Genomic DNA, 25,286 nt, shown 5'->3' on the forward strand with positions numbered 1-25,286 from the left:
TATACTGAGGCAGACTCTTGTTTTGCCAGAGGCTAGCGCCATGCATTTTGACCTGATAGACCTGCGCCTTTACCTGCATATCTTCGACACAGGCAATATCACCGCCGGAGCAGCCCGCAGCCACTTGTCCCTCGCGGCGGCCAGCGCCCGCATCCGAGCGATAGAGGCTTCGATGGGCATCGAGTTTCTTGAACGTGGCCGCCGTGGCGTTACCCCAACGCCCGCAGGCAAGGCCCTGGCCCGCCACGCCCGCCTGTTGCTGCAACAGGCCGAGCATCTGCGCCAGGACCTCGCGGAATACGCCAACGGCATCAAGGGCCAGGTGCGCCTGCTGTGCAACACCACGGCCCTCAGCGAATACCTGCCGGAGTTGCTGGCGGACTTTTTGCGTGAACACCCCAACCTCGACATCGACTTGCAGGAGCTGCCAAGCCTGCGCATCACCCAGGCCTTGCGCCAGGGCACAGCGGACCTCGGGATCATTTCCGACGCGGTAGACACCCACGGCCTGCAGACCCTGCCCTTTCGCGATGACCCGCTGGTGCTGATCACCCCGCAGGATCATCCGTTCACCGCAGGGAGCTTTATCGATAGCCTGCAACACGATTTTGTGGGCCTCGCCTCCCACAGCGCATTGACGGTTTACCTCGAAGAACAGGCATTGCACGCGGGTTTTCGCCTGCAAACACGCATCCGCGCCGAGGGGTTTGATGGGGTGATCCGCATGGTCGCGCGCGGCGCCGGCCTGGGTATCGTGCCCCAGGCGGCACTGGAGCGCTGGCCGCTGGAATCCAGCTTCAAGGTCCACCCCCTGCAAGAAGAGTGGGCCTGCCGGAAGCTGCTGTTATGCGCGCGCTCGTTCGAACTCCTGCCCGGTTACGCCAAGGCCTTGTTCGACGCCTTGGCCCTGCCCTTGCGGAAAAACCCGTAATACACCGCCGACAAGATCAGCAGGAACGGTACGCCAAACACCAGCGTCATCTTGAACGCCTCGGTTAAATACGTGGTGATCATCACCGCGCCCATCAGCACCAGGCCCAGCAGGGTGCTGTAGGGAAAAAAGCGCAGTTGGAACGACAGCGTCGGCCCACCGTGGCGCTGGCGGTAGCGACGGAAGTACAGGTGCGTAAGGAAGATCATGAACCAGGTGAAGATCGCGCCGAACATCGAGATCGCCATCATCAAGGTGAACGAGCTTTGCGGGTATACCACGTTGAGCAACGTCGCCAGGGCGATGCCCGAACTGGACAGCAGCAACGCATTCAGCGGAATGCCGCTCTTGCTCAAGGCGCCCATGGCCTTGGGCGCGAAGCCGGCACGGGACAGGCTGAACATCATGCGAGTGGTGATGTAGAGCTGGCTGTTCATGGCCGACAACGCTGCGATCAAAATCACGAAATTCATCACCCCGGTGGCGCCGGGAATGCCGATGGTCTGCATTACCGTGACGAAGGGGCTCTGGGTCTGCCCGGCCTGGTTCCACGGCACGATGGCCAGCATCAGCGCCAGGGTCAGCAGGTAAAACACCACCAGGCGCACGATGGTCGCACGGAAGGCTTTCTTCACCGCCTGTTCCGGGTCGGCCGCTTCACCGGCGGCCACGGCGATCATCTCCACGCTCAGGTAGCTGAAAATCGACACGATCACGGCGATCCACATGCCGCTCAGGCCATGGGGAAAAAAGCCGTCGTGGGCCGTGTAGTTCTGCACGCCGTACTCCGGGTTGCCGGAGCCGAACACGACGTACACGGCGAGGAGGATGAAGCCGACGATGGCGCTGATCTTGATCGTCGAGAACCAGTATTCGAAGTTGCCGAAGGTCTTCACGCTGATGGCGTTGAGCAGGATCAGCACACTGGAAAACGATACGATCCACACCCATTCCGGCACGTTGGCGAACCAGTACTTCATGTACATCGCGACCGCCGTAACCTCCGCACCCACCGCCAGCACAATCGCCGCCCAGTAGGCGTAGCGCACCAGGAAACCGGCCAGCGGGCTGATGTAGAACTCGGCATAAGCGCCGAACGAGCCCGAGGTGGAATGCGCCACCGTCATCTCCGCCAGGCAGCCCATCAATAACAAGGTGATCAACGCGCCGATGGCATAGCTCACCAGCACACTGGGCCCGGCATACCCAATGGCATAGGCACTGCCCATGAACAGCCCGGTGCCAATGGCGCCGCCGATGGCGATCATGCTCATCTGGCCGGAAGTGAGCTGGCGCCGCAGGCCCAGTTCGCGGTGGGTGATCTCGGCAAAGCCGGTGTCTGGCGTGGTCATGTGGTGTGCCCCATTATTATTGTGATTGCACTATTTATTAACTGTTGTCACAAATTCCCTGTGGGAGGGTGCAAGCTCCCTCCCACATCTTTATCTGCGTTGTGGTCAGGTCACGCTGTTGCGGACTTTGAATTGCGGTTGGTCCCAGGTGCGGTTGTCGAGGATGTCGCCCAGGATTTCCACAGCGTCAAACACCTCGGTAAAGCTTGTGTACAAAGGCGTAAACCCAAAGCGCATGATGCGCGGCTCGCGGTAGTCGCCGATCACGCCACGGGCGATCAAGGCCTGGATCACTGCGTAGCCTTCGGGGTGTTCAAAGCTCACATGACTACCGCGCCGGGCGTGTTCACGCGGGGTGATCAGCACCAGTTCATGAGCAGCGCAACGTGCTTCGACCAATGCGATAAACAGATCGGTCAACGCCAGGGACTTGCTGCGCAGACTCGCCATATCGGTCTGGGCGAAAATCTCCAGCCCGCATTCCACCATCGCCAGCGAGGTGATCGGTTGGGTGCCGCACAGGTAGCGCGCGATACCCGCACTCGGCGCGTAGTTCGATTCCATGGCGAACTGCCGGGTGTGGCCGAACCAGCCCGACAACGGCTGGCGCACCACATCCACCAACGCCGGGTTGACCCACACAAACGCCTGGGAGCCCGGGCCGCCGTTGAGGTACTTGTAGGTGCAGCCAATCGCATAATCGGCACCGGCCTGATGCAGGTCGATGGGCACCGCGCCCGCCGAGTGCGCCAGGTCCCAGATACTCAGCGCGCCGCACTCATGGCTCAGGGCGGTCAGCGCCTGCATGTCGTACATGTAGCCGGTCTTGTAGTTGACGTGGGTGAGCATCACCACCGCCACGTCCTGGTCGATGGCCTGGGGCAATTCGTCCGGACTGTTCACCAGGCGCAGGGCATAGCCCTGTTGCAGCAGCTCGGCCAGGCCTTCGGCGATATACAGGTCGGTCGGAAAGTTGCTCGCCTCGCTGACGATCACCTTGCGGTGCGGTTGGCGTTGACGCTGTACGGTCAACGCGGCGCTGAGCACCTTGAACAGGTTGATCGAGGTGGTATCGGTGATCACCACTTCACCGTCGCCCGCGCCGATCAACGGCGCCAGGCGGTTACCCAGGCGCTGGGACAGGTCCGCCCAGCCGGCGCTGTTCCAACTACGGATCAGGCCATTACCCCATTCTTCGGCAATCACTGCCTGGGCTCGTGCCAACGCCGTCACCGGGCGTGCGCCGAGGGAGTTGCCGTCGAGATAGATCACGCCCTCCGGCAACGCAAACTGGCGGCGCAGTGGCGCCAGCGGATCTTGTTCGTCGAGGGCTAGGCAGTGGCTTCGCGTGGTCATGGGCTGTCCTGGTTTTTATAAGTAAGAATGGACCAAATAATGAACGAACTTTTAGAGAATTTTCGTGCAAAGTGGCGGGCAACAGGCTAATTAAGCTGTAGGAAATTCGAATTTAACCCCCAAACACGCGGATTTATTCTAACCATGATTCTCGACGCCACCGACCTGCGCCTCCTGCATTTCCTGCAGCAGGATGGCCGCATCAGCAACCAGGAACTGGCCGAAAAAGTCGCGCTGTCGCCGTCCGCGTGCCTGCGCCGTCTGCGCCTGCTGGAGAGCGAGGGCATCATCAGCGGTTACCGTGCGGTGCTGAATGCGGAGCAGTTGGGGATTGAGCTGGAGGCCATCGTGCACCTGTCGTTGCGCCAGGATGTGGAGGATTGGCACGAGACGTTCATCAAGAAGGTGCAGGGCTGGCCGGAGGTCGCCAGCGCCTACGTGATCACCGGCGCCAGCAACTATGTGCTGCGGGTGCAGGCGCGCAACCTCAAGCACTTTTCGGACTTTATCGTGAACCATCTGAACCGCACGGCGGGGGTGATGGATATCCGTTCGGAGATTGTGTTGCAGAAGATCAAGGATCGGGATGAGGTGCTGGACTTGGTGGTACGCAAATAACCACGCCACCACAATACCCTGTGGGAGGGGGCTTGCCCCCGATAGCAATGGTTCAGCCAATTAATATATTGGCTTCACCGCCGCCATCGGGGGCAAGCCCCCTCCCACATTTTGAATCGCGTTTAATCTTCGAGGGCACGCACGCGTTGCATGCGCTTTTGTTCTACCGGCGCATCCGCTACCTGCAACGCAAAGTCAAAATCAATCTGCGCAAACCGCCCCTCCACGCCAAACTCCCGCGCCAGTTGCGGGTCGTCGCAGAAGCGAATCTCGGCGATCAACTCATCCCGCGTCGCATAGGCAAAGTCGTCATGCAGGTACGGGTCATCCGACAGGTTGATCTGCGTGGTCAGGTGCCGATGCCCCGGCGCCGAGATGAAGAAGTGGATATGCGCCGGCCGCTGCCCGTGGCGCCCGAGCTGATCCAGCAGTTGCTGGGTCGGCCCGGTCGGTGGGCAACCGTAGCCCGACGGCACGATACTGCGGAACCGGTAGTTGCCCTGGGCATCGGTCTCGATGCGTCGGCGCAGGTTGAACTCCGATTGCGTCGGGTCGAACCACGAGTAAGTACCGCCCGTATTGGCCTGCCACACGTCCACAATCGCCCCGGCCAGCGGTTTGCCGTTGGTATCGCGCACCTGCCCGCGCATGAACAGCGGCACCGCATCGTCCTTGCCATCATCCAGCCGCGCTTCGTACTTGCTCAACGGCGCCCCGGCCACATACAGCGGGCCTTCAATGGTGCGCGGCGTGCCGCCGGATTTGCCGGCTTCCTCGTCGGCAGCGTCCATCAGCAAGTCCAGGTAATGCTCAAGGCCCAGCCCGGCGGCGAGCAATCCGGCTTCCTGGTGCTTGCCCAGCTCGTTGAGGTAGTTGACCGCCTTCCAGAACTCTTCCGGGGTCACTTCCAGGTCTTCGATGATGTTCACGGTGTCGCGCAGGATCCGGTAGATCAGCGCCTTGGTGCGCGGGTTGCCAGCGTCGTTGAGGTTGCCGCTGGCTTCTTCGAGAAACTGTTGGGCATGGGCAGTCTGGGACAGTCGGATGGACATGGTGCATTCCTCATCTTGTAGTTATTGGTCTGGAAACCGGCCTAGCGGTCGTCGTCATGGATCGACGACGGGTGCCGGCACAGGGCGTTCACTTCGATGGCCATATAGGGGAACAGCGGCAGTTGCATCAGCAGGTCATGCAGCGCCTGCACGCTGTCGACATCGAACACGCTGTAGTTGGCGTAGTGCCCGGCGATGCGCCACAGGTGGCGCCATTTGCCTTCGTGTTGCAGGCGCTGGGCCAGCGCCTTTTCATCGGCCTTGAGGCGGGCTGCGCGCTCGGGGTTCATGTCGAGCGGCAGGTTCACGGTCATTTTTACGTGGAACAACATGGCAGGCGCCTCTTAGTGTTTGTCACGACGCAAGAACGCCAGGCGCTCTTCATCGATGGCCAGGCCCAGGCCCGGTGCGGTGGAGATATGCAGCTGGAAGTCGCGGTACACCGGCGGCTCGGTGAGGATGTCTTCGGTAAGCAGCAACGGGCCGAACAGCTCGGTGCCCCACGCCAGTTTGTTCAGCGTAAGGAAGGCATGCGCCGACGCCAGGGTGCCGATGCCGCCTTCGAGCATGGTGCCGCCGTACAGGCCGATACCCGCCGCTTCGGCAATCGCGGCGGTGCGCAGCACGGCACGTGGGCCGCCGTTCTTGGCGATCTTGAGGGCGAACACCGACGCCGCGCCTTCGCGGGCCAGGTTGAACGCGTCCTCGACGCACTCGATGGATTCATCCGCCATGATCGGCGCCGGGCTCGACAGGTTGAGCCGTGCCATGCCGCCACGGTTATTGCGCGAGATGGGCTGTTCGATCAGGTCGATGCCGTTGTCGCCGAGCACCTGGCACGCCCGCAGTGCCACCGCTTCGTCCCAGGCCTGGTTGACGTCGACGCGCACGCTGGCGCGGTCGCCCAGGGCCTTTTTGATCGCGATCGCATGGGCCAGGTCCTGGCTGACCTCACCGGCGCCGATCTTCAACTTGAAGAGGCGGTGGCGGCGCAGGTCGAGCATCTTTTCGGCCTCGGCAATGTCCTGCTCGGTGTTGCCGCTGGCCAGGGTCCAGGCCACCGGCAGCGCGTCGCGCACACGCCCGCCGAGCAGTTCGCTGACCGGCAGGTGCAGGCGTTTGCCGAGAGCGTCGAGCAAGGCGCTTTCGATACCGGACTTGGCAAAGGTGTTGCCACGGATGCTGCGCTCCAGGCGCAACATGGCAGCGTTGATATTACTGGCGTCCTGGCCGATCAGCAGCGGCGCGAAGTGGCGGTCGATGTTGACCTTGATGCTGTCGGGGCTTTCATTGCCATAGCTCAAGCCGCCAATGGTAGTGGCTTCGCCGATGCCTTCGATACCGTCGGCGCAGCGCAGGCGGATGATCACCAGGGTCTGGTTTTGCAGGGTGTGCATCGCCAGCTTGTGCGGGCGAATGGTGGGGAGGTCGACGATGATCGTGTCGATCGACTCGATGGCGCAAATCGGCATGGCTATACCCGTTGGGTTCTTTATAGGTTTTAGCCGATTCTGTGCCGTATTTTTCAAGGCTTCCAATATAGAATGGGTCTCGCACAATACCCTGAAGGTATGAAAGGAGCCGTCATGGAACTGCGTCACCTGCGCTACTTCCAGGTGCTGGGAGAGACCCTCAACTTCACCCGCGCCGCCGAACGCCTGCACATCGCCCAGCCGCCATTGAGTCGGCAGATCCAGCAATTGGAGGATGAACTGGGCGTCATTTTGCTTGAACGTGGCCGACCGCTGCGGCTGACCGAGGCCGGGCGGTTTTTTTATGAACACGCCAACGTGCTGCTGGAGCAATTGAACAAGGTCTGTGACAACACCCGGCGTATCGGCCAGGGCGAGAAGACATGGCTGGGCATCGGTTTTGCGCCGTCGACCCTGTACGGCGTGCTGCCCGAATTGATCCGCCGATTGCGTACCCATGAGGCGCTGGAGCTGGAGTTGGGGCTGTCGGAGATGACCACTTTGCAGCAGGTCGAAGCGCTCAAGGCCGGGCGCATCGACGTGGGGTTCGGGCGAATTCGCATCGATGACCCGGCCATCGTCCAGCGCGTGCTGGTGGAGGACCGGCTGGTCGCCGTGCTGCCTGCCGGTCACCCGTTGCTCGATGCGCCCGCCACCCTCGCCCAACTGGCCGCCGAACCTTTTGTGCTCTACCCCGGCAACCCACGCCCCAGCTACGCCGACCATGTGATCGCGCTGTTCGACGCCCATGGCTTGAGCCTCAAGGTGGCGCAGTGGACCAACGAGTTGCAGACCGCCATTGGCCTGGTCGGCGCCGGCATGGGCGTGACGCTGGTGCCCGCCTCGGTGCAAGTGCTGCACCGCGCGGACATCGGCTATACACCCGTTGTGGAGGCCACGGCGACGTCGCCGATCATCCTCAGCCGACGGGTGAATGACCAGTCGCCAGGGCTGAATCATTGCCTGCAACTGGTGGAAGAGCTCATCTGATTTATCCCAAACACTACAAACCCCTGTGGGAGCTGGCTTGCCTGCGATAGCGGTGGGTCAGCTGGCACATCAGCTGACTGACACATCGCTATCGCAGGCAAGCCAGCTCCCACATTTGGATCTTCATTGTATTCAAAGGCTGCGCAGGCGCTTGCGCTGCAGGGTTTGGCTAGGGGACTCGTCGAACAATTTTCGATACTCCGCCGAAAACCGCCCCAGGTGGGTAAAGCCCCAGCCCAGGGCGATCTCAGAGATGGTACGGGTAGAGCCGTGTTCAAGGATTTCCTGGCGCACGACGCCCAGCCGGTATTTCTTCAAATAGGCCATCGGCGACAGCGCAAAGTATTTGCGAAAGGCATCGAACAGCTTGAACCGCGACACCCCCGCAGCGGCCTCCAGGTCCTCCAGGTGCACCGCTTCCCGAGCGTTGTCATGGATGTACTGCCGCGCACGGATCAGATAATGCGGCAGTTTCACGCCCAGGACATCGCGCAGTTCTTCGGAGTAGTTGTTCGGCTGGGCCAGGATCAGGCCCTTGATCAGCGAGCTTTCCAGGTCGCGGGTAAAAGCGGCCTGCTCGTATAACGAGCTGCCATGCTCAAGCTCGGCGATGAAGTAGCGCGCCATGCGCCACCACGACGCCGAAGCGCCGTCCACTGCGTCCATCACCGACTCAAAGCGCAGCGGCGCCTCAATCGGCCGTTGCAGCAAACCTTCCAGCGATTCACTCATCGCCGCCCGCGTGATCACCACCTGCAACTTTCGGCAATCGCCGGAGATCGCCAGCACCTGATGCTCATTGGGCGAGATGATCACGCCCTGGTCGCGGTTGGAACTCAGGCGCTCACCGTTCTTGCTCAACTCCTGTTCGCCCACCAGCGGCAGGCTCAGGCTGTAGCTGCTGAAATGCTCGGCGTCTTCGATGTCGATGGTCACGTCGGTGCCGTACTCGATCACCCCCAGGGTGGTGGCGCGGGACTTGAACACGTTGGCGCTGTGGTGAAAGCGCAGGCGCTCCGGCGTATTGGTGGCCAGGCGATGGGGCCCGCAAATGCCCGACATCCAGCTGCGGGCGCCTTCCAGGTCGAAGCGTTGAATCGTTTGGCTGCTCATCAGGGTGCACCCACGGCGGTTAGGCTGTTGCGCGCTCTGGCGGCGCGTCGTTGTTGTTCGACAGCAATTAATGCGCCACGCCGGCGCAATGGCCAGCGGGTGGATAGCAAGGGTCGACTAAGTGGATAAGACCCCGGCTTTTGCGACCACTGCCCTGCAAGACAGTAGCGCATCCCGTCACCGCTGCGCACCGGGTTGGGTATTTGCTGCCCAATTATCCGGCGCAGGTTCCCCCACTAAGCGGATAGCCCGCGTCCTGCCGCGCTGCCTCTAATAAACCACCGATCAGCCCCTATCAAAAAGGTGCCTCCCATGAGTGGTGCAAGAAGCGTCGAGCAGTGGAAAACGTTTATCGAAGGTTGCCTGGACTTTCGCCCGGTGGATGAAGTATTCCGCATCGCCCGCGACATGTTCACCGAGCCGGAACTGTTCGATCTGGAGATGGAACTGATCTTCGAAAAGAACTGGATCTACGCCTGCCACGAAAGCGAACTGGCCAACAACCACGACTTCGTGACCCTGCGCGCCGGGCGCCAGCCGATGATCGTCACCCGCGATGGCGAAGGCCGCCTCAATGCGTTGATCAACGCCTGCCAGCACCGCGGCACCACGCTGACGCGGGTCGGCAAAGGCAACCAATCCACGTTCACCTGCCCGTTCCATGCCTGGTGCTACAAGAGCGATGGCCGGCTGGTGAAGGTCAAGGCGCCGGGGGAATACCCGGACGGTTTCGACAAGGCCACGCGCGGCCTGAAAAAGGCGCGCATCGAGAGCTACAAGGGCTTTGTGTTTATCAGCCTGGACGTAAATGGCAGCGACAGCCTGGAGGATTTCCTCGGCGACGCCAAAGTGTTCTTCGACATGATGGTCGCGCAGTCCGCCACCGGCGAACTGGAAGTACTGCCGGGCAAATCCGCCTACACCTACGACGGCAACTGGAAGCTGCAGAACGAAAACGGCCTGGACGGTTATCACGTCAGCACCGTGCACTACAACTATGTGGCCACCGTGCAGCATCGCCAGCAGGTGAACACCGAGAACGGCACAGGGGCCGGCAGCACCCTGGACTACAGCAAACTCGGCGCCGGCGACGCCAATACCGATGACGGCTGGTTCGCCTTCCACAATGGCCACAGTGTGCTGTTCAGCGACATGCCCAACCCCAGCGTGCGCTCCGGCTACGCCACCATCATGCCGCGCCTGGTGCGGGAGCACGGCCAGCAGAAGGCCGAGTGGATGATGCACCGCCTGCGCAACCTGAATATCTACCCGAGCCTGTTCTTCCTCGACCAGATCAGCTCGCAGCTGCGCATCATCCGCCCGGTGGCGTGGAACAAGACCGAGATCATCAGCCAATGCCTGGGGGTGAAGGGCGAGTCCGACGCCGATCGCGAGAACCGCATCCGCCAGTTCGAAGACTTCTTCAACGTGTCGGGCATGGGCACGCCGGATGACCTGGTGGAGTTCCGCGAAGCCCAGCGCGGGTTCCAAGGCCGGCTTGAACGCTGGAGCGACATCTCACGCGGCAGCCACCGCTGGGCAACCGGGCCCACGCCGAACAGCGAAGCCATCGGCATCCAGCCGGCCATGACCGGCACAGAATTCACCCATGAAGGCCTCTACGTTAACCAGCACCGCAACTGGCAGCAGTTCCTGCTCAACGGCCTCGATCAACAAGCGCTGAAACTGCGGGAGGTGAAATGATGAATGCCCCATTGCAGTACCGCATCGAACAGTTCTTCTACCGCAAGTCCGAGCTGTGCGACGCCCAGGACTGGGACGCCTATGTGCAGTTGTTCGACCCGCAGAGTGAGTTCCACTTGCCGCAGTGGGACTCGGAACACGTCTACACCCGCGACCCCAAGCGCGAAATGTCGCTGATCTACTACGCGAACCGTTCGGGCCTGGAAGACCGCGTGTTCCGTTTGCGCACCGGCAAGGCGGCGTCGGCCACACCGATGCCGCGCACGCTGCACATGATCAACAACGTGCGCGTTGCCGAGCAGGCGGATGGCACGCTGGAGGTGCGACTGAATTGGCACACGCTGTTCTATCGCCTGGCCACGTCGGAGCAGTTTTACGGCCACGCCACCTATACCCTCAAACCGGAAGGCGACAGCTGGTTGATCACCCGCAAGCATGCGCTGCTGCTCAACGACACCATTAACTCGGTGCTGGATTTCTATCACCTCTAGCAGCGACCTTTTATGGCACAGGGGTTTGTGGCAACCGGGCTTCTTGTGGCGAGCGGGCTTGCCCCGCGTTGGGCTGCGTAGCGGCCCCTCTGGAAGACACCGGGTTATCAGCTGGAAAAATGCGGTGGTCTTATTGGGGCCGCTTCGCAGCCCAACGCGGGGCAAGCCCGCTCGCCACAAGTTATGCGCACGTTATAAATATGCGGAGAGCAACACATGAATCACAAAGTGGCCTTCAGTTTTGCCGACGGCAAGACCCTGTTCTTCCCCGTCGGCGCCAATGAAATCCTGCTGGATGCAGCACTGCGCAACGGCATCAAGATCCCGCTGGATTGCCGTGAAGGCGTGTGCGGCACTTGCCAGGGCCGTTGCGAATCCGGCGAGTACAGCCAGGATTATGTCGACGAAGAGGCCCTGTCCAACCTCGACCTGCAACAGCGCAAGATGCTCAGTTGCCAGACGCGGGTGAAGTCCGATGCGACGTTCTACTTCGACTTTGATTCGAGCCTGTGCAATGCGCCGGGGCCGGTTCAGGTCAAGGGCACCGTGAGCGCGGTGGAGCAGGTGTCGGCCAGCACGGCGATCCTGCAGGTGCAGTTGGATCAGGCACTGGATTTCCTGCCGGGCCAATATGCACGCCTGTCGGTGCCTGGCACGGACAGTTGGCGCTCGTATTCCTTCGCCAACCTTCCGGGCAATCAATTGCAATTCCTGGTGCGCCTGCTGCCGGATGGGGTGATGAGCAACTACCTGCGCGAGCGTTGCCAGGTGGGTGATGAACTGGTGATGGAAGCACCCCTCGGCGCTTTCTACCTGCGGCACGTCTGCAAACCCTTGGTGCTGGTGGCGGGCGGCACCGGGTTATCGGCGTTGCTGGGCATGCTCGATGAACTGGCCGCCAACGGCTGCGACCAGCCCGTGCACCTGTACTACGGCGTACGTGGCGCAGAAGACTTGTGCGAAGCGGCGCGCATCCAGGCCTACGCCGCGAAAATCCCGGACTTTCGCTACACCGAAGTGCTCAGCGCGCCCTCGGACGAATGGCCCGGCAAGCGCGGTTACCTCACCGAGCATTTCGACCTGGCCGAATGGCGGGACAGATCGGCGGATATGTACCTGTGCGGCCCCCCTCCAATGGTCGAATCCGTCCAACAATGGCTGGCGGATCAGGCACTTGATGGCGTTCAGCTGTATTACGAAAAGTTCACGCAGAGTAATATCTGACCCTCAGCACTTCTGAGGGGTAGATGCGGCGTGCACTCCACCCTGAGAAAAACAAGTAGAAGGGAATGTTAATGGCGGATGACATGGTTAACCCGGTGGGCCTCAAGCGTGGCCTGAAGAACCGGCACATTCAGTTGATCGCCTTGGGAGGGGCGATCGGCACGGGGTTGTTCCTCGGCTCGGCCGGGGTACTCAAGTCGGCGGGGCCGTCGATGATCCTGGGCTACGCGATTGCCGGTTTTATCGCATTCCTGATCATGCGCCAGCTTGGCGAGATGATCGTCGAAGAGCCGGTGGCCGGTTCCTTCAGCCACTTCGCTCACAAATACTGGGGCGGCTACGCAGGCTTCCTGGCCGGCTGGAACTACTGGGTACTCTACGTGCTGGTGGGCATGGCCGAACTGACGGCGGTGGGCAAGTACATCCAGTTCTGGTGGCCGCAGATCCCGACCTGGGTCAGCGCGCTGGTGTTCTTCGTGGCGGTGAACCTGATCAACACCCTCAACGTGAAGTTCTTCGGTGAAGCCGAGTTCTGGTTCGCGATCATCAAGGTGGTGGCGATTGTCGGCATGATCGTGCTCGGTTGCTACCTGCTGTTCAGCGGCACCGGCGGCCCGCAGGCGTCGGTGAGCAACCTGTGGAGCCACGGCGGGTTCTTCCCCAATGGCGGCATGGGGCTGTTGATGTCCATGGCGTTCATCATGTTCTCCTTCGGTGGCCTGGAGTTGGTGGGCATCACCGCCGCCGAAGCCAGCGAACCGCGCAAGGTCATCCCGAAAGCGATCAACCAGGTGGTGTACCGCATCCTGATTTTCTACGTCGGCGCATTGACCGTGCTGTTGTCGCTCTCCCCATGGGACCAACTGCTGCAAACCCTCGGCGCGTCGGGCGATGCCTACAGCGGCAGCCCATTCGTGCAGATCTTCTCGCTGATCGGTAACGACACCGCCGCCCACATTCTCAACTTCGTGGTGCTGACCGCGGCGCTGTCGGTGTACAACAGCGGCGTGTACTGCAACAGCCGCATGCTGTTCGGCCTGGCCGAGCAAGGCGATGCGCCCAAGTCGCTGATGAAGCTGAACAAGCAAGGCGTGCCGATCCGCGCCCTGGCGATTTCGGCCCTGGTGACGATGCTGTGCGTGGTGGTCAACTACGTCGCACCGAAGAGCGCCCTGGAGTTGCTGTTCGCGCTGGTGGTTGCCTCGCTGATGATCAACTGGGCGCTGATCAGCATCACCCACATCAAGTTCCGCAAGGCCATGGGCGAACAGGGCCTGACGCCGTCGTTCAAGACCTTCTGGTTCCCGTTCAGCAACTACCTGTGCCTGGCGTTCATGGTGATGATCATCAGCGTGATGCTGGCGATTCCAGGCATCAGCGAGTCGGTGTATGCGATGCCGGTGTGGGTGGGGATTATCTACATTGCCTATCGGCTGCGGGTTCGCAGAAGTCACGCGATAGTCAACGCGCAGTGATGCCTGTGGGAGGGGGCTTGCCCCCGATAGCGGTCTATCAGTACCCGATGTACTGACTGACACTGCCATCGGGGGCAAGCCCCCTCCCACATTTTGTTTACAGCGTGGAACGTACTCGCCACAGTTCTGGGAACAGCACGGTATCGAGCATCTTGCGCAAATACCCCACACCTTCCGTGCCACCCGTGCCCGGCTGGAAGCCGATAATCCGCTCCACCGTCGTCACATGGCGGAAACGCCACTGACGGAACGAATCCTCCAGGTCGATAAACTTCTCGGCCAACTGATACAAATCCCAGTAACGCTTCGGGTCGCGGTACACCTCACGCCACGCCGCCTCCACGGACTCATCGTGAACCGTCGCCGCCGTCGGGTCGCGCTCGGCCCGCTTTGGATCAATCGCCAGGCCCGCCTTGATCATCAGGTTGATCGCCTCGTCATACAGCGACGGCGTGGCAATTGCCACTTTCAACTCGTTCAACAGTTCCGGCCGATGGGCATGGGGCCGCAACAGCGCCGCGCTTTTATTGCCGAGGATAAATTCGATCTCGCGGTACTGGAATGACTGGAACCCCGACGACTGCCCCAGGAACGGGCGGATCGCTTTGTATTCCGACGGCGTCATTGTCGCCAGCACGGCCCAGGCGTGCACCAGCTGATCGAAGATCCGCGACACCCGCGCCAGCATCTTGAACGCCGGTGGCAGCTCGCCCAGGCGTACATGTTCGCGGGCGGCCTTGAGTTCGTGGAGCATCAGCTTCATCCACAGCTCCGAGGTCTGGTGCTGGATGATAAAGAGCATTTCGTTGTGGTCCGGCGACAGCGGGTGCTGGGCGCTGAGGACTTTGCCCAGGTCCAGGTAATCGCCGTAGCTCATAGACTCGGAAAAATTCAGTTCGGCGTTATGCCATTCTTCGGGCGGCTGATAGTCAACAGAGAAGGGACATTGGCTCATCGCGTGGGCTCCTTGAGCGGGCGGAGAATGGCGCGGACAGGGCTCGCGTCGAGGTTGGCAAAGCGCAGCGGCAGGGCGATCAGTTCGTAATCGCCCTCGGGGACGTCATCGAGCACGATGCCTTCGAGAATCGCCATGCCATGGCGCGCCACGGCGTTGTGGGAATCCATGGTCTTGGACTGCTGCGGGTCCAGCGAGGGCGTATCGATGCCGATCAAGCGCACTCCGAGGCTGGCGAGCAGCTCGATGGTATGCGGGGCGATGGCGGTGAAATTCGAATCCCATTCGGTCAGCGGCGCTTGTGGATAAGTACGCAGTAACACGCGCTCCGGCAAGTTATCCACACGGCCTTGAAGTTGGTACGGCTGTATAAGCGCACCGCTGTCCAGGCAATGCAGCACGCGGCAAGGCCCCATGTACACATCCAACGACACCTCACCAATGGCCACGCCGTCCGCGCTGTAATGCAGCGGCGCATCCACGTGGGCGCCGGTGTGCGGCGACAAGGTAATGCGTCCGACATTCACTGGACACTCCGGGCCCAACTGCCACACGCGCTCTTCCTGGAACGGCGTATCCCCCGGCCAGGTCGGGGTCGCCGTACTCAAGGGCGGGCTGATATCCCACCACGTTTTTATTGGGTTCATTTCAAGGCTCTCGGCGGTTACTGGGGTGAATGATACGAGGGCCGGCTGCGAATTTTCTTGCGAATTCTGGCGTGAAGCGGGAAATCTTTCGCACTTACTGCGAAGAACGGACGAGAAATCGCACAAATATATCGTCCGGATGCGTCACCGTGCCCTGTGGGAGCCGGGCTTGCCCGCGATGACGGTGGCACTGCTTGCATCTTCATAGCCTGACACTCCGCTATCGCGGGCAAGCCCGGCACCCACAGGGGTTCGCGGTAATTTCCGGATCATCACACCGCTGCGCTTCTGGGCATCCCGATGTCGAGTTCAGACCACTGACGCAACGCCCTAGGCCTTAGGGTGCATCCTTCCATTCCCTTCCTCGGAGTCATCATGTCCAAGCCCATCACCGTACTGCGCGACACTCATCCCCTGCCGGTCCTGGACGCGTGCAAATGGGAAAAACTCGAAGGCGACCCGCACACCGTCAACCTCAACGCCTACACCAGCGAAGACGGCAGCAAGATCATGGGCACCTGGATCTGCACCCCGGGCAAGTGGTACGTGGACTACGTGAAGTGGGAATACTGCCACTTCCAGGAAGGCTACTGCATCATCACGCCGGAAGGCCTGGAGCCGATTCACTTGCGAGCTGGGGATATCTTCGTGGTGGAACCGGGGATGAAGGGGACGTGGGAAGTGGTCGAGACGGTGCGTAAATATTTTGTGTTTGCTTGAGCCGCAAAAACCCGGGAGCCCACTATTAGCAGGCTCCCGGAACCGCCCCTACTTGGGCTTGCGATAGCTATTGATAATCGCCGAGAAGTCCTTGCCCCCTTCCCCACGCTGGCTCATCGATTGATACAACTGCTGGGCCACAGCGCCCAGAATCACGGGTTGCTTGGCCTGACGTGCAGCCTCAGTAGCCAGGCCCAGGTCCTTGAGCATCAGGTCAGCACCAAACCCACCGGTATAACCACGGGACGACGGCGCGGTTTCAATCACACCCGGCCACGGGTTGTAGGTATCGGAACTCCAGCAACGTCCGGTTGAGCTGTTGATGATGCCGGCCAGCACCTGGGTGTCGATGCCCAACGCGTCGCCCAGCGCCATGGCTTCGCTGACGCCGACCATGCTGATCCCCAACAACAAGTTGTTGCAGATCTTGGCGATTTGCCCCGTGCCCACCTCACCGCAGTGCACGATGTTGCGGCCCATCTGCGCCAGAACCGGTTGCAGGGTGGCGAACAGTTCCGGGGTGGCGCCGACCATGAAGGTCAGCGTCCCGGCTGCGGCGCCGCCCGTGCCGCCGGAGACCGGGGCGTCGGCTACGGCCACACCTTGTTCGGCCGCCACAGCCGCTACGTCGCGGATGGTCTGCGGGTCAATGGTGCTGCAATCCACCGCCGGTACGCCTTTGCCGATGCCGGCAAGTACACCGTCTTCATTCAGCCAGACGCTGCGCACATGGGCGGCGGCGGGCAGCATGGTGATCACCAGCTCAGCGCCGGTGGCCGCATCACGCGGCGAATCGCTGATGGTGCCACCCAACTCGGCCAGTTCCTTGAGCACCGCCTGGTTCAGGTCAAACAGGTTCAGCGCATGGCCGGCCTTGATCAGGTTGCGGGCCATGGGAGCGCCCATGTTGCCCAAGCCGATAAATGCAATCTTCATGGTCGTCTCCCGGAATCAGCGCAGGTTGATGGTGGTGTTGACGCCATCGTTGACCGAGTCGTCGTCGAACCAGCGGCTGGTGACGGTCTTGGTCTGGGTGTAGAACTGCACCACTTGCTTGCCATATGGGCCGAGGTCGCCAAGCTTGGAACCACGGGAACCGGTGAAGCTGAAGAACGGCACCGGCACCGGGATCGGGATGTTGATGCCGACCTGGCCTACATCGATTTCGCTCTGGAACTTGCGCGCCGCCGCGCCGCTCTGGGTGAACAGGCCAGTGCCGTTGCCGAACGGGTTGGCGTTGACCAGGGCGATGGCCTCATCGAGGGTCGCCACTTCCAGCACCACCAGCACCGGGCCGAAGATTTCCTGGGTATAGATCTGCATGTCGGTGGTCACGCCCGAGAACAGCGTCGGGCCGACAAAGTTGCCTTGCTCGAAGCCCGGCACCTTGATGTCGCGGCCATCCAGCTCCAGCTTGGCGCCCTCTTTCACACCGCTTTCGATCAGCTCCAGAATGCGTGCCTTGGCACGCTTGGAAATCACCGGGCCGACATCGGTGCCGGCTTCGCTCCCCGCATTGACCTTGAGCTTTTGCGCCAGCGCTTTCAGGTCCGGCAGCCATTGCTTGGACGCGCCCACCAGCACCACCACCGAAGTGGCCATGCAACGTTGGCCCGCCGCACCGAAACCCGCACCGACCAGGGCATTGAGGGTGTGTTCACGGTTGGCATCCGGCAGCACCACGGCGTGGTTCTTGGCGCCCATCATCGACTGCACGCGCTTGCCGTGTTTGCCGGCCAAGTCGTAGACGTGAGTGCCCACGGCGGTCGAGCCCACGAAGGACACGGCCTTGATGTCTTTATGAGTGCACAGCGCATCCACCACATCCTTACCGCCGTGCACCACGTTGAGCACGCCAGCCGGCACGCCAGCTTCCAGCGCCAGCTCCACCAGCAGCATCGTCGACAGCGGGTCCTGCTCGGAGGGCTTGAGGACGAAGGTGTTCCCGCAGGCGATCGCCATCGGGAACATCCACAGCGGAATCATCGCCGGGAAGTTGAACGGGGTAATGCCGGCGCACACGCCGATGGGTTGGCGCAGGGTGTAGGTGTCGACGCCACCAGCGACGTTTTCAGCAAACTCGCCCATTTGCAGGGTGCCGATGGAGCAGGCGTGTTCCACCACTTCCAGGCCACGGAAAATATCGCCTTCGGCATCGGCAATGGTCTTGCCCTGCTCGTTGCTGAGGACCACGGCGATGCGCTTGGAATGTTCGCGGATCAAGGCTTGCAGCTTGAGCATGATGCGCATGCGCGCGCCGATCGGCGTCAGCTTCCAGGTCTGGAAGGCGCGGTGGGCAGCATCGATGGCAGCGTTGACTTCATCGGCAGTTGCGAACGGGACTTTGGCCAGCACCTCTTGGGTGGCCGGGTTGACGATGTCTTGCCACTCGGTGGTCTTGGACTCGACCCACTCGCCGTTGATCAGCAACTTGACCTGTTGCACGGAAATATCGGCAGATGCGTTCATGTGGTCTCCAATCTTATATTTATGCAGAGACAAGGCGCGTAACCGCCTTGGGAAATGAGGCGTTCGGACTGTTTTTGGAGTATAGATGTGCAAATCTCTAATAAGAACGCACATAAAAGCCGGACCAATATGCAAAAAAACATCACATCCCTGGGCTCCCTGAACTGGGATGACCTGAAGTTTTTCCTCGAAGTGGCCCGCACCCGCAAGGCCAGCGTGGCCGCCAAGCGCCTGGCGGTGGACTACACCACCGTGTCGCGGCGCATCAGTTCGCTGGAAGTGTCCCTCGGCACCCTGCTGTTCGAAAAATCCCGGACCAACGGCTTCGTACTCACCAGCGAGGGCCAGCGTTTGCTGGGCTATGCCGAGTCCATCGAAAGCACCCTGCACATGGCCTGCGAACAAGTCTCCGGCTCCGGCGTGGCGTTGTCCGGCCACGTGCGCATGGGCTGCACCGAAGGGTTCGGCAGCTTCTTCGTCACCCCGCAACTGAGTCACTTCATCGACACCTACCCGGCCATCTCGGTAGACATCCTGCCCCTGCCGCACTTCATCAGCCTGTCCAAACGCGAAGCCGACATCGTCATCGCCCTGGAACGCCCGGAACACGGGCCGTATGTGTGCTGCAAACTGTGCGACTACAAATTGCAGCTGTACGCGACCCAGGAATACCTCGATCAACACCCGCCGATCCGCAAACCAGTGGACTTGGCCGAGCATCCGTTTATCAGCTATGTGGATGACTTGGCGTTCAGCTCGGAGCTGCTGTACCTGGCAAACGTAGTGCCCGGCGCCAGCGCCAGTTTGCGCAGCACCAGCGTGATTGCGCAGTACGTGGCGGCGCAGCAAGGGCGGTCGATGGCGATACTGCCGTGTTTTTTGGCGGCGCAGGATCCACGGTTGTTACCGGTGCTGGGGGAGCAGATTTCCATCACTCGCCAGTTCTGGATGTATTGCCGGGAGGATCTGAGGAAGTTGAAGCGGATTACGTTGTTGTGGGACTACATCAGGGAGGTGACGGAGCAGAATCAGGGGCTGTTGATGGGGGAGACCAGGGAGATCAGGTTCGCGGATTAAAGGGCCATCAACGATGATTCGCTTTAATTTGCAGGACGTTTCCTAGAGACTCTCTACCCCCATTGCGCCTTACCGTTTGGGTCACTAGCCTCCTGACTTCGCTGCTCATCAGCGATCGGGTTTAGCGACCCGAACCCGGACACAGCCTCCAACGTCAAGCGCTTCATGCTTGTCGTTGTCGTGTTATGGCGGCTGTGCGTAGGAGACCTTCGGGTCTGCCGGGTCCTGGGTCCGGTTCGCTAACCTGCGTACAGCTGCCACCCTTTCATGTTTAGCGACATGAGTGGGTGGCTCCCTAAACTCCCAGGTATAGATCATGACTAAAATCGTCCCCGATCCACCGCTCTCCTCCATCACCACCCTCGGCGTCGTCACCTTCGGCGACTACGGCGAAAACGAAAAACCCCTGTTCCGCGTCAACGCCGGCATGCCCATTGAGGAAGCGCTGGAGCACGCCTCCACCCTGCTGTTCTACTCCAAGAAACTCGCGATGGAAGCCGCCATGGATGTACGCGGCGAGCAATACGCGTGGGCCGCGCATTACCTGTGTGAGATGGGCAAAGCCGTGGTCGATGACCTCACGCAAGCGATGACACCGGGCCGTTAAGCGAACACCGTTCGAATGCGGGAGGAGCCCTGCTCCTCCCAACATTTAAACGGCGGCAGTCCCGGCTATTTGTGGATACCGAGCCCGAACTTCGCGCAGGAACTCACCCGCACGGGTTTTGAGCCATTCAATCAGACGCGCAATATCCGGCTCTGACTGCCGCCCATTTCGACAAATGATGTAGTAGGCCGCTGGGGACATCATCACGGGGCTTTTCAACGCAACCAATGCACCGTTTTCCAATTGGTCATACACCAACGCAGTCCTGCCCAGCGCAATCCCTGCGCCCTTTACCGCCAGACTGATCGCCAGGCTCGAATCCGGAAAGCGCGGCCCATGGTGATAAGGCAGCGTCGGCAGGCCCTGAAACGCAAACCAGCTTTCCCACCCCGGACACACCTGATCGTCCACCCTATGAATCAGCGGGTATTGGGCGACATCCTCCGGCGCAATATCCCCCTTCGGCCTTAGAAATTCCGGCGAGCAAACGGGGAACACCGCGTCACGCATCAGCAGTTCAACATGATGATCCGGGTAATCGCCATACCCCATCACCACCGCGACATCGTATTGATGCGCTTCCAGACTGGTGCTGTTGATGTCGGCGCTGGTCAACACCAGGTCAAGGTTGAACGAAGCCTCAGTGTGAGAGCCGTGCATCCTGGGGATCAGCCATGTCGAACAGAGCGAGGACGTGCATGAGAGGTACAGCGGACGGGACTTTGCGGGGTTGAGTGAATGCAAGACCCCATCCAGCGCCTTGAAAAATCCGTCGGTGACCGGCAACAAAGCCTGCCCTGCGGACGTCAGCTTGACGCCGCGCGAATGCCGCTCAAACAACTGCACGCCCCACCATTCCTCCAGGCCTGCAATTTGATGGCTGATGGCGCTGGCGGTGAGGTTAAGCTGCGACGCCGCACGCGCAAAGCTACCGGATTGCGCAGCGCTGACGAACGCTTGAAGCATCGGAGTGGGAGGCGGACGCTGGGCCATCAGGTGCTCACTTTGATCAAGATGATCCCGCAAACAATGACGAATGCCGACAGCATCCGTCGCCAACCGAACTGTTCGTGAAAGAACAGCGCGGCAACAATGGCGCCGATAATAACACTGGTTTCCCGCAGCGCTGAGACCTTGGCCACCGCGTCCAGCGACAACGCAAACAACACCAATCCGTATGACGCCAGGTAAAAAACACCGCCCAACAGGCCGACTCGCCAATGCCCACGTATCGCTCGCATCAAGGCCAAACGCTCCCTGGAAAACGCCAGCACCGGGATCGGAATGCTCTGGAATACCGTCAGGTAGATGATGTATTGCAACACCGTTTCACTGGCTCTCACGCCTTTGGCGTCCACCACCGTGTAAGCCGCGATAAACGCCCCGGCACACACCGCCATCAGAATCGGCTTGAGCATCTGCGCCGTCATCCTGCGCACAAAGGTCAGGCTGATAATGCCTACACAAATCAACACCACACCCGCCAGCGCCTCGCGTGACAACTGCTCATGCAACAGAAAGTAGGAAAATAACGCGACCAGTACCGGCGGTATCCCACGCATCACCGGGTACACCTGCCCGAAATCTCCCGTTTCGTAGGCTTTGATCAGAAATAGCCGATAGACCGTATTGAGTCCCACGGAGACGAGGATGTAGCCCCACACCTCCAGGCTCGGCACGCTGACAAACGGCAACGCCAAAAGGCATATCACCAGGGCGGTGCCATCCACCATGGCCAAGGTCATGAAGCGACTGCTGCCGGCGCGGACGACAGCGTTCCAAGTGGCGTGCATGAAGGCTGAGATCAAGACCAGCGTGATCGCGATATCGGAGTTGTCCATGGGGCTCGGCTTTATTGTTTTGGAGACAGGGGGAAATGGAGTGGTTGGCAAGCCGCGTCTGAAACCTTGTACATCTCAATACGGAGATAACGCTCAAGAAAAATCGAAATGCACTGCTCGGGGAGCTTTTTTCGAGAGAGCTAGTCGTTCGAGCTGATCAACCACCATTGCATTGCGGAACGTAACTTGGCTCTTCGAATCCCGAGCGGCTATTGCCTGACTATCACGTTGCAACGCCGAGAACATCGAAGAATCCACTGTTACATCAGCACAGGAATAAATCAGCGCCAATACCTCGGGATTACTGATCGACATTTTCTGCTTTCCCTGCGGGTCAGTTTGCTCGCCTGCCAACTCATCAAGCAGAGTTGTTGAACGCTTGATTTTAGATGCCTCTTGGCCAACGACACTGACATTGATGTTCATCGCAATCCTTCACGGCTCTTAGTTAGAGCGGCTATTTAACTAAGCCCAACAGATGCAAAAAAGCAAAACCTCATCAGCCTAGCCATCAAGATTCGTCATGCCGGACCTTTCCTAGAGTCAAAAATTTATAGCTTATGCAGGCGGCTGGTCATGAACACACCTCAACCCCTGCAGTTTTGCCTCAAGAAACTCACCATGGAAGCCGCCGTAGATATGCACGCAGGATCGTTAAGCGCACACCGTTCAAATGTGGGGGCCTGCCTTCGATGGCGGTGGGTAAGGCAATAGACTCTCAACTGAATGACCGCATTCGCGAGCAAGCCAGCTCCCACAGTTGATTGGGTTTCAAGTTGAGATGGGGGTAGTGACTCAGTCCGCAATCACCACAATCGACACCCGCCGATTCTCCGTGCGCCCTGCCGCCGTATCGTTGGAGGCCACCGGCTCGCTGCTGCCCAACCCGCGCAGTTGGATGTTTTCTTCTTTCATGCCCACACCGGTCAACACCGCCGCCACGCTTTTCGCGCGGCGCAGGGACAGTTGCTGGTTGTAGGTTTCCTTGCCGGAAGCGTCGGTGTGGCCGTCAACGCGCACGCGTTCGATGCCGACACCCAGCAGGGCCTTGCCGATGCGTTGGACGATGTCGGTGCTGGGTTGGTTGAGCGTCTCGACGTCGCTGCCAAACAGCACTTTACCGGACAGGCCGAAGGCCCAGCCTTCGTCGGTCAGTTCGAAGCCTTGCTGCTTGAGGACCGCGACTTGTGCCGGGGTAAGGCCTTTGGGTGGAGCGGTCTGGCAGCCGCCGAGGGCGAGCAGGGCCACCAGCAAGGTGATAAACATGAAACGCGCGGTCGTGAACAAGGGGTCAACTCCTGTGTTGAACGTTGACGACGGAATTCTCCGACTCCGCCGTTTGCTGGCCGCCCGAGGACAAACGCTTGGCCTGGTACATCGCCGCGTCGGCGGCATTGAGCAAGGTGCCGGGTGTGGCGCCATGATCAGGGTAGATGGCGATACCGATACTGAGTGAGGTCAACACCTGGGTGTTGCCGGGCACCGGAATCGGCAGGTCCATGCTGGCGATGATTTTGTCGGCGATGCGCTCGGCGTCTTCCACCTTGTGCAGCGGCGCCAGCAGGATGGCGAACTCGTCACCGCCCAGGCGCGCGACCAGGTCATCCTCACGCAGTTGAGCACGCACGCGCTCGGCCACCGCTACGAGAACGGCATCGCCGGCGGCGTGGCCAAAGCTGTCGTTGATCTCTTTGAAACGGTCGCTGTCGAGGTAGAGCACCGCCAGTTGTTCCTTGGCCTTGGCCGCACTGCGCAGGGCACGGATCAGACGGCCTTCGAAGTACGCACGGTTAGGCAGGCCGGTGAGGCTGTCGTGATTGGCCTGGTGGGCGAGGGATTCGTTTTCGCTTTGCAGATGGTTTTGCCAGGCTTCCATCTCGCCGAGCAAAGCGTTGAAGTCGCTGCCCAGGCTGTCCAACTCGGCGATTCGCGCCGGCGGCACACGGCGATCGAAGTCGCGTTCGCTGCGGGCGGCGTGGGCCACGGCGGCGAGGCTTTGCAGTGGGCCGGTGATACCGCGCAATAAGCGTCGCGCCAGGTGCAGAGCGATCCACGCGCTGAGCGCGGTGCAGATGAGGATCCCGGCCAGGCCACTGAGCAGGAAACGCAGCAGGCTACCGCCGTGACCGGTGAGGTGAGTGCTGCCGATGACTCGCCCTTGGTGGAGGATAGGCTGGCTGATGGGTTGTTCGAGCAGGGTGTGCGCCAGCTCCAGTTCAACTCGCGAGAGCATGCCGGTATCCGGACGTATCCACTGCGCCAGCAACTTGCCATTGGCGTCGAAGACTTCGGCCTGGGCCACTTCTTCGGTGGAGGCGATCAGGCTGAGCGCTTCAGTGGCTGCCGCGCTGTCGTTGAACACCACTGCCGCTTCCACGGTGTAGTTGATAGAGCGCGCGATCAGGTGCAGGTTGTGTTCGGCATACACCCGCAGCGCCAGCACACCCAGCAGGGTCAGCGAGATGCTGGCCAGGGTCACCGCCACCAGAGCCAGGATCAGGTGCCCCCTGCCGATGACCGAGCGCAGGGTAGGTCGCACTTTGGTGACAGTCATGGCGCAGGCGCTCGCCGACGGGACAACTGCAGCACGCTGGGGTGAATGCGCACGCCGCTGCGCGCCACGGAGTCGAGGTTGACCTCGAAGGACACTTGCTCATCACTCACCCGCAGGCAGAACAGGCTGCCCACGGTGCACTGGTCGCCGCCTTCGCTGATGCTCAGCACCGGGTGACCGATCAACGAGGTAAACAACTGGCTACGCTCATCGGCACTCAGTTTGCCGATGTACACCGCATCGCACGCGTTGACGATATCGGGATGGTTGGCCAGCAGGCGCTGCACCACCACCGGACGACCGGTGGCCTGGGTGGTGCCTTTGATCAGGTCGTCGGTGTATTGGGTCGGGCCGACGACGCACAGGCGCAATTGCGCAGGCTCGACCGGCCAGCGCGCATAACTGAGGATACCGAGTACCACCTGAGTGACCGCTTGGGCGCGCTGGGCGGCAAGATCAGCGGGGTCGGGCGCCTGGGCGAAGGCGCGCGGCGCGAGTACGCACAGCAACGCCACCAGCAGCATGCGTCTCCAGCTCAAACTGCGCTCTGTGGGCGAGACAGCCACGTTCATGCAGCGATTCTCTCAGGTGTTTTTTAGATGATGCCGCAACGATAGCACAGCGGCGCAAAACCCCGC

Annotated in this window: 26 protein-coding genes; 10 read left to right on the forward strand and 16 right to left on the reverse strand. The window is 60.8% G+C overall.

Annotation, left to right across the window (positions count from 1 at the left end; genetic code table 11):
• The first annotated feature begins 40 nt into the window (after positions 1 to 40).
• A complete protein-coding gene (locus tag BM017_RS24890; RefSeq protein WP_092249411.1) occupies positions 41 to 931 on the forward strand; it encodes a LysR family transcriptional regulator in 891 nt (296 codons plus the stop codon).
• Here BM017_RS24890 and BM017_RS24895 read toward each other — a convergent pair.
• Both BM017_RS24895 and kynU read right to left on the reverse strand, forming a co-directional pair.
• Positions 877 to 2,283 (reverse strand): amino acid permease, encoded by a 1,407-nt coding sequence (locus BM017_RS24895; protein ID WP_092249414.1) that lies wholly within the window; start codon positions 2,281 to 2,283, stop codon positions 877 to 879. The two genes, BM017_RS24890 and BM017_RS24895, sit on opposite strands and share 55 nt — an antisense overlap.
• Before the next feature lie 105 nt (positions 2,284 to 2,388).
• On the reverse strand, positions 2,389 to 3,639 hold the full coding sequence (gene kynU / locus BM017_RS24900; protein WP_092249417.1) for a kynureninase: 1,251 nt from the start codon (positions 3,637 to 3,639) through the stop codon (positions 2,389 to 2,391).
• Between the two features lie 144 nt (positions 3,640 to 3,783).
• Here kynU and BM017_RS24905 point away from each other — a divergent pair, with 144 nt between their 5' ends.
• A complete protein-coding gene (locus BM017_RS24905; protein WP_003176072.1) occupies positions 3,784 to 4,257 on the forward strand; it encodes an Lrp/AsnC family transcriptional regulator in 474 nt (157 codons plus the stop codon).
• A 122-nt stretch (positions 4,258 to 4,379) separates the two neighbouring features.
• Here BM017_RS24905 and catA read toward each other — a convergent pair whose 3' ends face one another.
• The 3 genes from catA to BM017_RS24920 are packed head-to-tail and all read right to left on the reverse strand — an operon-like array spanning position 4,380 to position 6,781.
• Complete coding sequence (gene catA / locus BM017_RS24910; protein ID WP_071489160.1) at positions 4,380 to 5,309, reverse strand: catechol 1,2-dioxygenase; 930 nt, start codon at positions 5,307 to 5,309, stop codon at positions 4,380 to 4,382.
• 41 nt (positions 5,310 to 5,350) lie between these two features.
• Positions 5,351 to 5,641 carry a muconolactone Delta-isomerase gene (gene catC, locus BM017_RS24915; RefSeq protein ID WP_092249420.1) on the reverse strand — a complete coding sequence of 97 codons (291 nt, stop codon included), beginning with the start codon at positions 5,639 to 5,641 and terminating at the stop codon, positions 5,351 to 5,353.
• A gap of 12 nt (positions 5,642 to 5,653) precedes the next feature.
• Positions 5,654 to 6,781: a muconate cycloisomerase family protein gene (locus BM017_RS24920; protein WP_092249423.1), complete on the reverse strand. Its 1,128-nt coding sequence runs from the start codon at positions 6,779 to 6,781 to the stop codon at positions 5,654 to 5,656.
• Positions 6,782 to 6,895: 114 nt separating this feature from the next.
• Between BM017_RS24920 and BM017_RS24925 the strand changes: the two genes are divergently transcribed.
• Positions 6,896 to 7,771 carry a LysR family transcriptional regulator gene (locus tag BM017_RS24925; RefSeq protein WP_092249426.1) on the forward strand — a complete coding sequence of 292 codons (876 nt, stop codon included), beginning with the start codon at positions 6,896 to 6,898 and terminating at the stop codon, positions 7,769 to 7,771.
• 132 nt (positions 7,772 to 7,903) lie between these two features.
• Here BM017_RS24925 and BM017_RS24930 read toward each other — a convergent pair whose 3' ends face one another.
• Entirely contained in the window at positions 7,904 to 8,884 is a 981-nt protein-coding gene (locus BM017_RS24930) for an AraC family transcriptional regulator (protein ID WP_092249429.1), read from the reverse strand.
• 312 nt (positions 8,885 to 9,196) lie between these two features.
• Between BM017_RS24930 and antA the strand changes: the two genes are divergently transcribed.
• From antA to BM017_RS24950, 4 genes are all read left to right on the forward strand, one after another.
• Complete coding sequence (antA, locus tag BM017_RS24935; RefSeq protein ID WP_092249432.1) at positions 9,197 to 10,588, forward strand: anthranilate 1,2-dioxygenase large subunit; 1,392 nt, start codon at positions 9,197 to 9,199, stop codon at positions 10,586 to 10,588.
• Positions 10,588 to 11,079, forward strand: coding sequence for an anthranilate 1,2-dioxygenase small subunit (gene antB, locus BM017_RS24940; RefSeq protein ID WP_092249435.1), 492 nt, complete (start codon positions 10,588 to 10,590; stop codon positions 11,077 to 11,079). The genes antA and antB overlap by 1 nt, the downstream gene beginning before the upstream one ends.
• A 216-nt stretch (positions 11,080 to 11,295) precedes the next feature.
• Complete coding sequence (antC, locus tag BM017_RS24945) at positions 11,296 to 12,303, forward strand: anthranilate 1,2-dioxygenase electron transfer component AntC (RefSeq protein ID WP_092249438.1); 1,008 nt, start codon at positions 11,296 to 11,298, stop codon at positions 12,301 to 12,303.
• A 71-nt stretch (positions 12,304 to 12,374) separates the two neighbouring features.
• Positions 12,375 to 13,778: an amino acid permease gene (locus BM017_RS24950; RefSeq protein WP_092249441.1), complete on the forward strand. Its 1,404-nt coding sequence runs from the start codon at positions 12,375 to 12,377 to the stop codon at positions 13,776 to 13,778.
• Positions 13,779 to 13,875: 97 nt separating this feature from the next.
• On the opposite strand, the gene kynA is transcribed toward BM017_RS24950, so the two are convergent.
• Positions 13,876 to 14,733, reverse strand: coding sequence for a tryptophan 2,3-dioxygenase (gene kynA / locus BM017_RS24955; RefSeq protein WP_092249444.1), 858 nt, complete (start codon positions 14,731 to 14,733; stop codon positions 13,876 to 13,878).
• Entirely contained in the window at positions 14,730 to 15,380 is a 651-nt protein-coding gene (gene kynB, locus BM017_RS24960) for an arylformamidase (RefSeq protein ID WP_092249447.1), read from the reverse strand. The genes kynA and kynB overlap by 4 nt, the downstream gene beginning before the upstream one ends.
• A gap of 375 nt (positions 15,381 to 15,755) precedes the next feature.
• On the opposite strand from kynB, the gene BM017_RS24965 reads away from it, so the two are divergent.
• A complete protein-coding gene (locus tag BM017_RS24965) occupies positions 15,756 to 16,100 on the forward strand; it encodes a cupin domain-containing protein (protein WP_010206533.1) in 345 nt (114 codons plus the stop codon).
• A 48-nt stretch (positions 16,101 to 16,148) separates the two neighbouring features.
• Here the strand turns inward: BM017_RS24965 and mmsB are convergent, their stop codons facing one another.
• Positions 16,149 to 17,036 carry a 3-hydroxyisobutyrate dehydrogenase gene (gene mmsB / locus BM017_RS24970; protein WP_092249450.1) on the reverse strand — a complete coding sequence of 296 codons (888 nt, stop codon included), beginning with the start codon at positions 17,034 to 17,036 and terminating at the stop codon, positions 16,149 to 16,151.
• A 15-nt stretch (positions 17,037 to 17,051) separates the two neighbouring features.
• On the reverse strand, positions 17,052 to 18,569 hold the full coding sequence (locus BM017_RS24975) for a CoA-acylating methylmalonate-semialdehyde dehydrogenase (protein WP_092249453.1): 1,518 nt from the start codon (positions 18,567 to 18,569) through the stop codon (positions 17,052 to 17,054).
• A 129-nt stretch (positions 18,570 to 18,698) separates the two neighbouring features.
• On the opposite strand from BM017_RS24975, the gene BM017_RS24980 reads away from it, so the two are divergent.
• Entirely contained in the window at positions 18,699 to 19,646 is a 948-nt protein-coding gene (locus BM017_RS24980; protein WP_092249456.1) for a LysR family transcriptional regulator, read from the forward strand.
• 316 nt (positions 19,647 to 19,962) lie between these two features.
• Positions 19,963 to 20,253, forward strand: a complete 291-nt coding sequence (locus BM017_RS24985) for a DUF3077 domain-containing protein (protein ID WP_025859400.1) — start codon at positions 19,963 to 19,965, stop codon at positions 20,251 to 20,253.
• Positions 20,254 to 20,298: 45 nt separating this feature from the next.
• On the opposite strand, the gene BM017_RS24990 is transcribed toward BM017_RS24985, so the two are convergent.
• The 6 genes from BM017_RS24990 to BM017_RS25015 all read right to left on the reverse strand — a co-directional run bounded on the left by BM017_RS24990 (position 20,299) and on the right by BM017_RS25015 (position 25,220).
• Positions 20,299 to 21,246, reverse strand: coding sequence for a LysR substrate-binding domain-containing protein (locus BM017_RS24990; RefSeq protein WP_092249459.1), 948 nt, complete (start codon positions 21,244 to 21,246; stop codon positions 20,299 to 20,301).
• A complete protein-coding gene (locus tag BM017_RS24995) occupies positions 21,246 to 22,094 on the reverse strand; it encodes an EamA family transporter (protein WP_092249461.1) in 849 nt (282 codons plus the stop codon). Before BM017_RS24995 ends, BM017_RS24990 begins: the two co-directional genes overlap by 1 nt.
• Before the next feature lie 93 nt (positions 22,095 to 22,187).
• The gene (locus tag BM017_RS25000) at positions 22,188 to 22,520 is read right to left on the reverse strand and encodes a hypothetical protein (RefSeq protein WP_092249464.1); all 333 of its coding nucleotides are present in this window, start codon (positions 22,518 to 22,520) and stop codon (positions 22,188 to 22,190) included.
• Positions 22,521 to 22,889: 369 nt separating this feature from the next.
• A complete protein-coding gene (locus BM017_RS25005; RefSeq protein ID WP_071489144.1) occupies positions 22,890 to 23,381 on the reverse strand; it encodes an outer membrane lipoprotein YfiB in 492 nt (163 codons plus the stop codon).
• Positions 23,382 to 23,385: 4 nt separating this feature from the next.
• Positions 23,386 to 24,648 (reverse strand): diguanylate cyclase DgcN/YfiN, encoded by a 1,263-nt coding sequence (locus BM017_RS25010; protein ID WP_071489143.1) that lies wholly within the window; start codon positions 24,646 to 24,648, stop codon positions 23,386 to 23,388.
• Positions 24,645 to 25,220, reverse strand: a complete 576-nt coding sequence (locus BM017_RS25015) for a regulatory sequestration protein YfiR (RefSeq protein ID WP_071489142.1) — start codon at positions 25,218 to 25,220, stop codon at positions 24,645 to 24,647. Before BM017_RS25015 ends, BM017_RS25010 begins: the two co-directional genes overlap by 4 nt.
• Between the last annotated feature and the right edge of the window lie 66 nt (positions 25,221 to 25,286).

The organism is Pseudomonas sp. NFPP04, assembly GCF_900113815.1.
Taxonomy (GTDB): domain Bacteria; phylum Pseudomonadota; class Gammaproteobacteria; order Pseudomonadales; family Pseudomonadaceae; genus Aquipseudomonas; species Aquipseudomonas extremorientalis.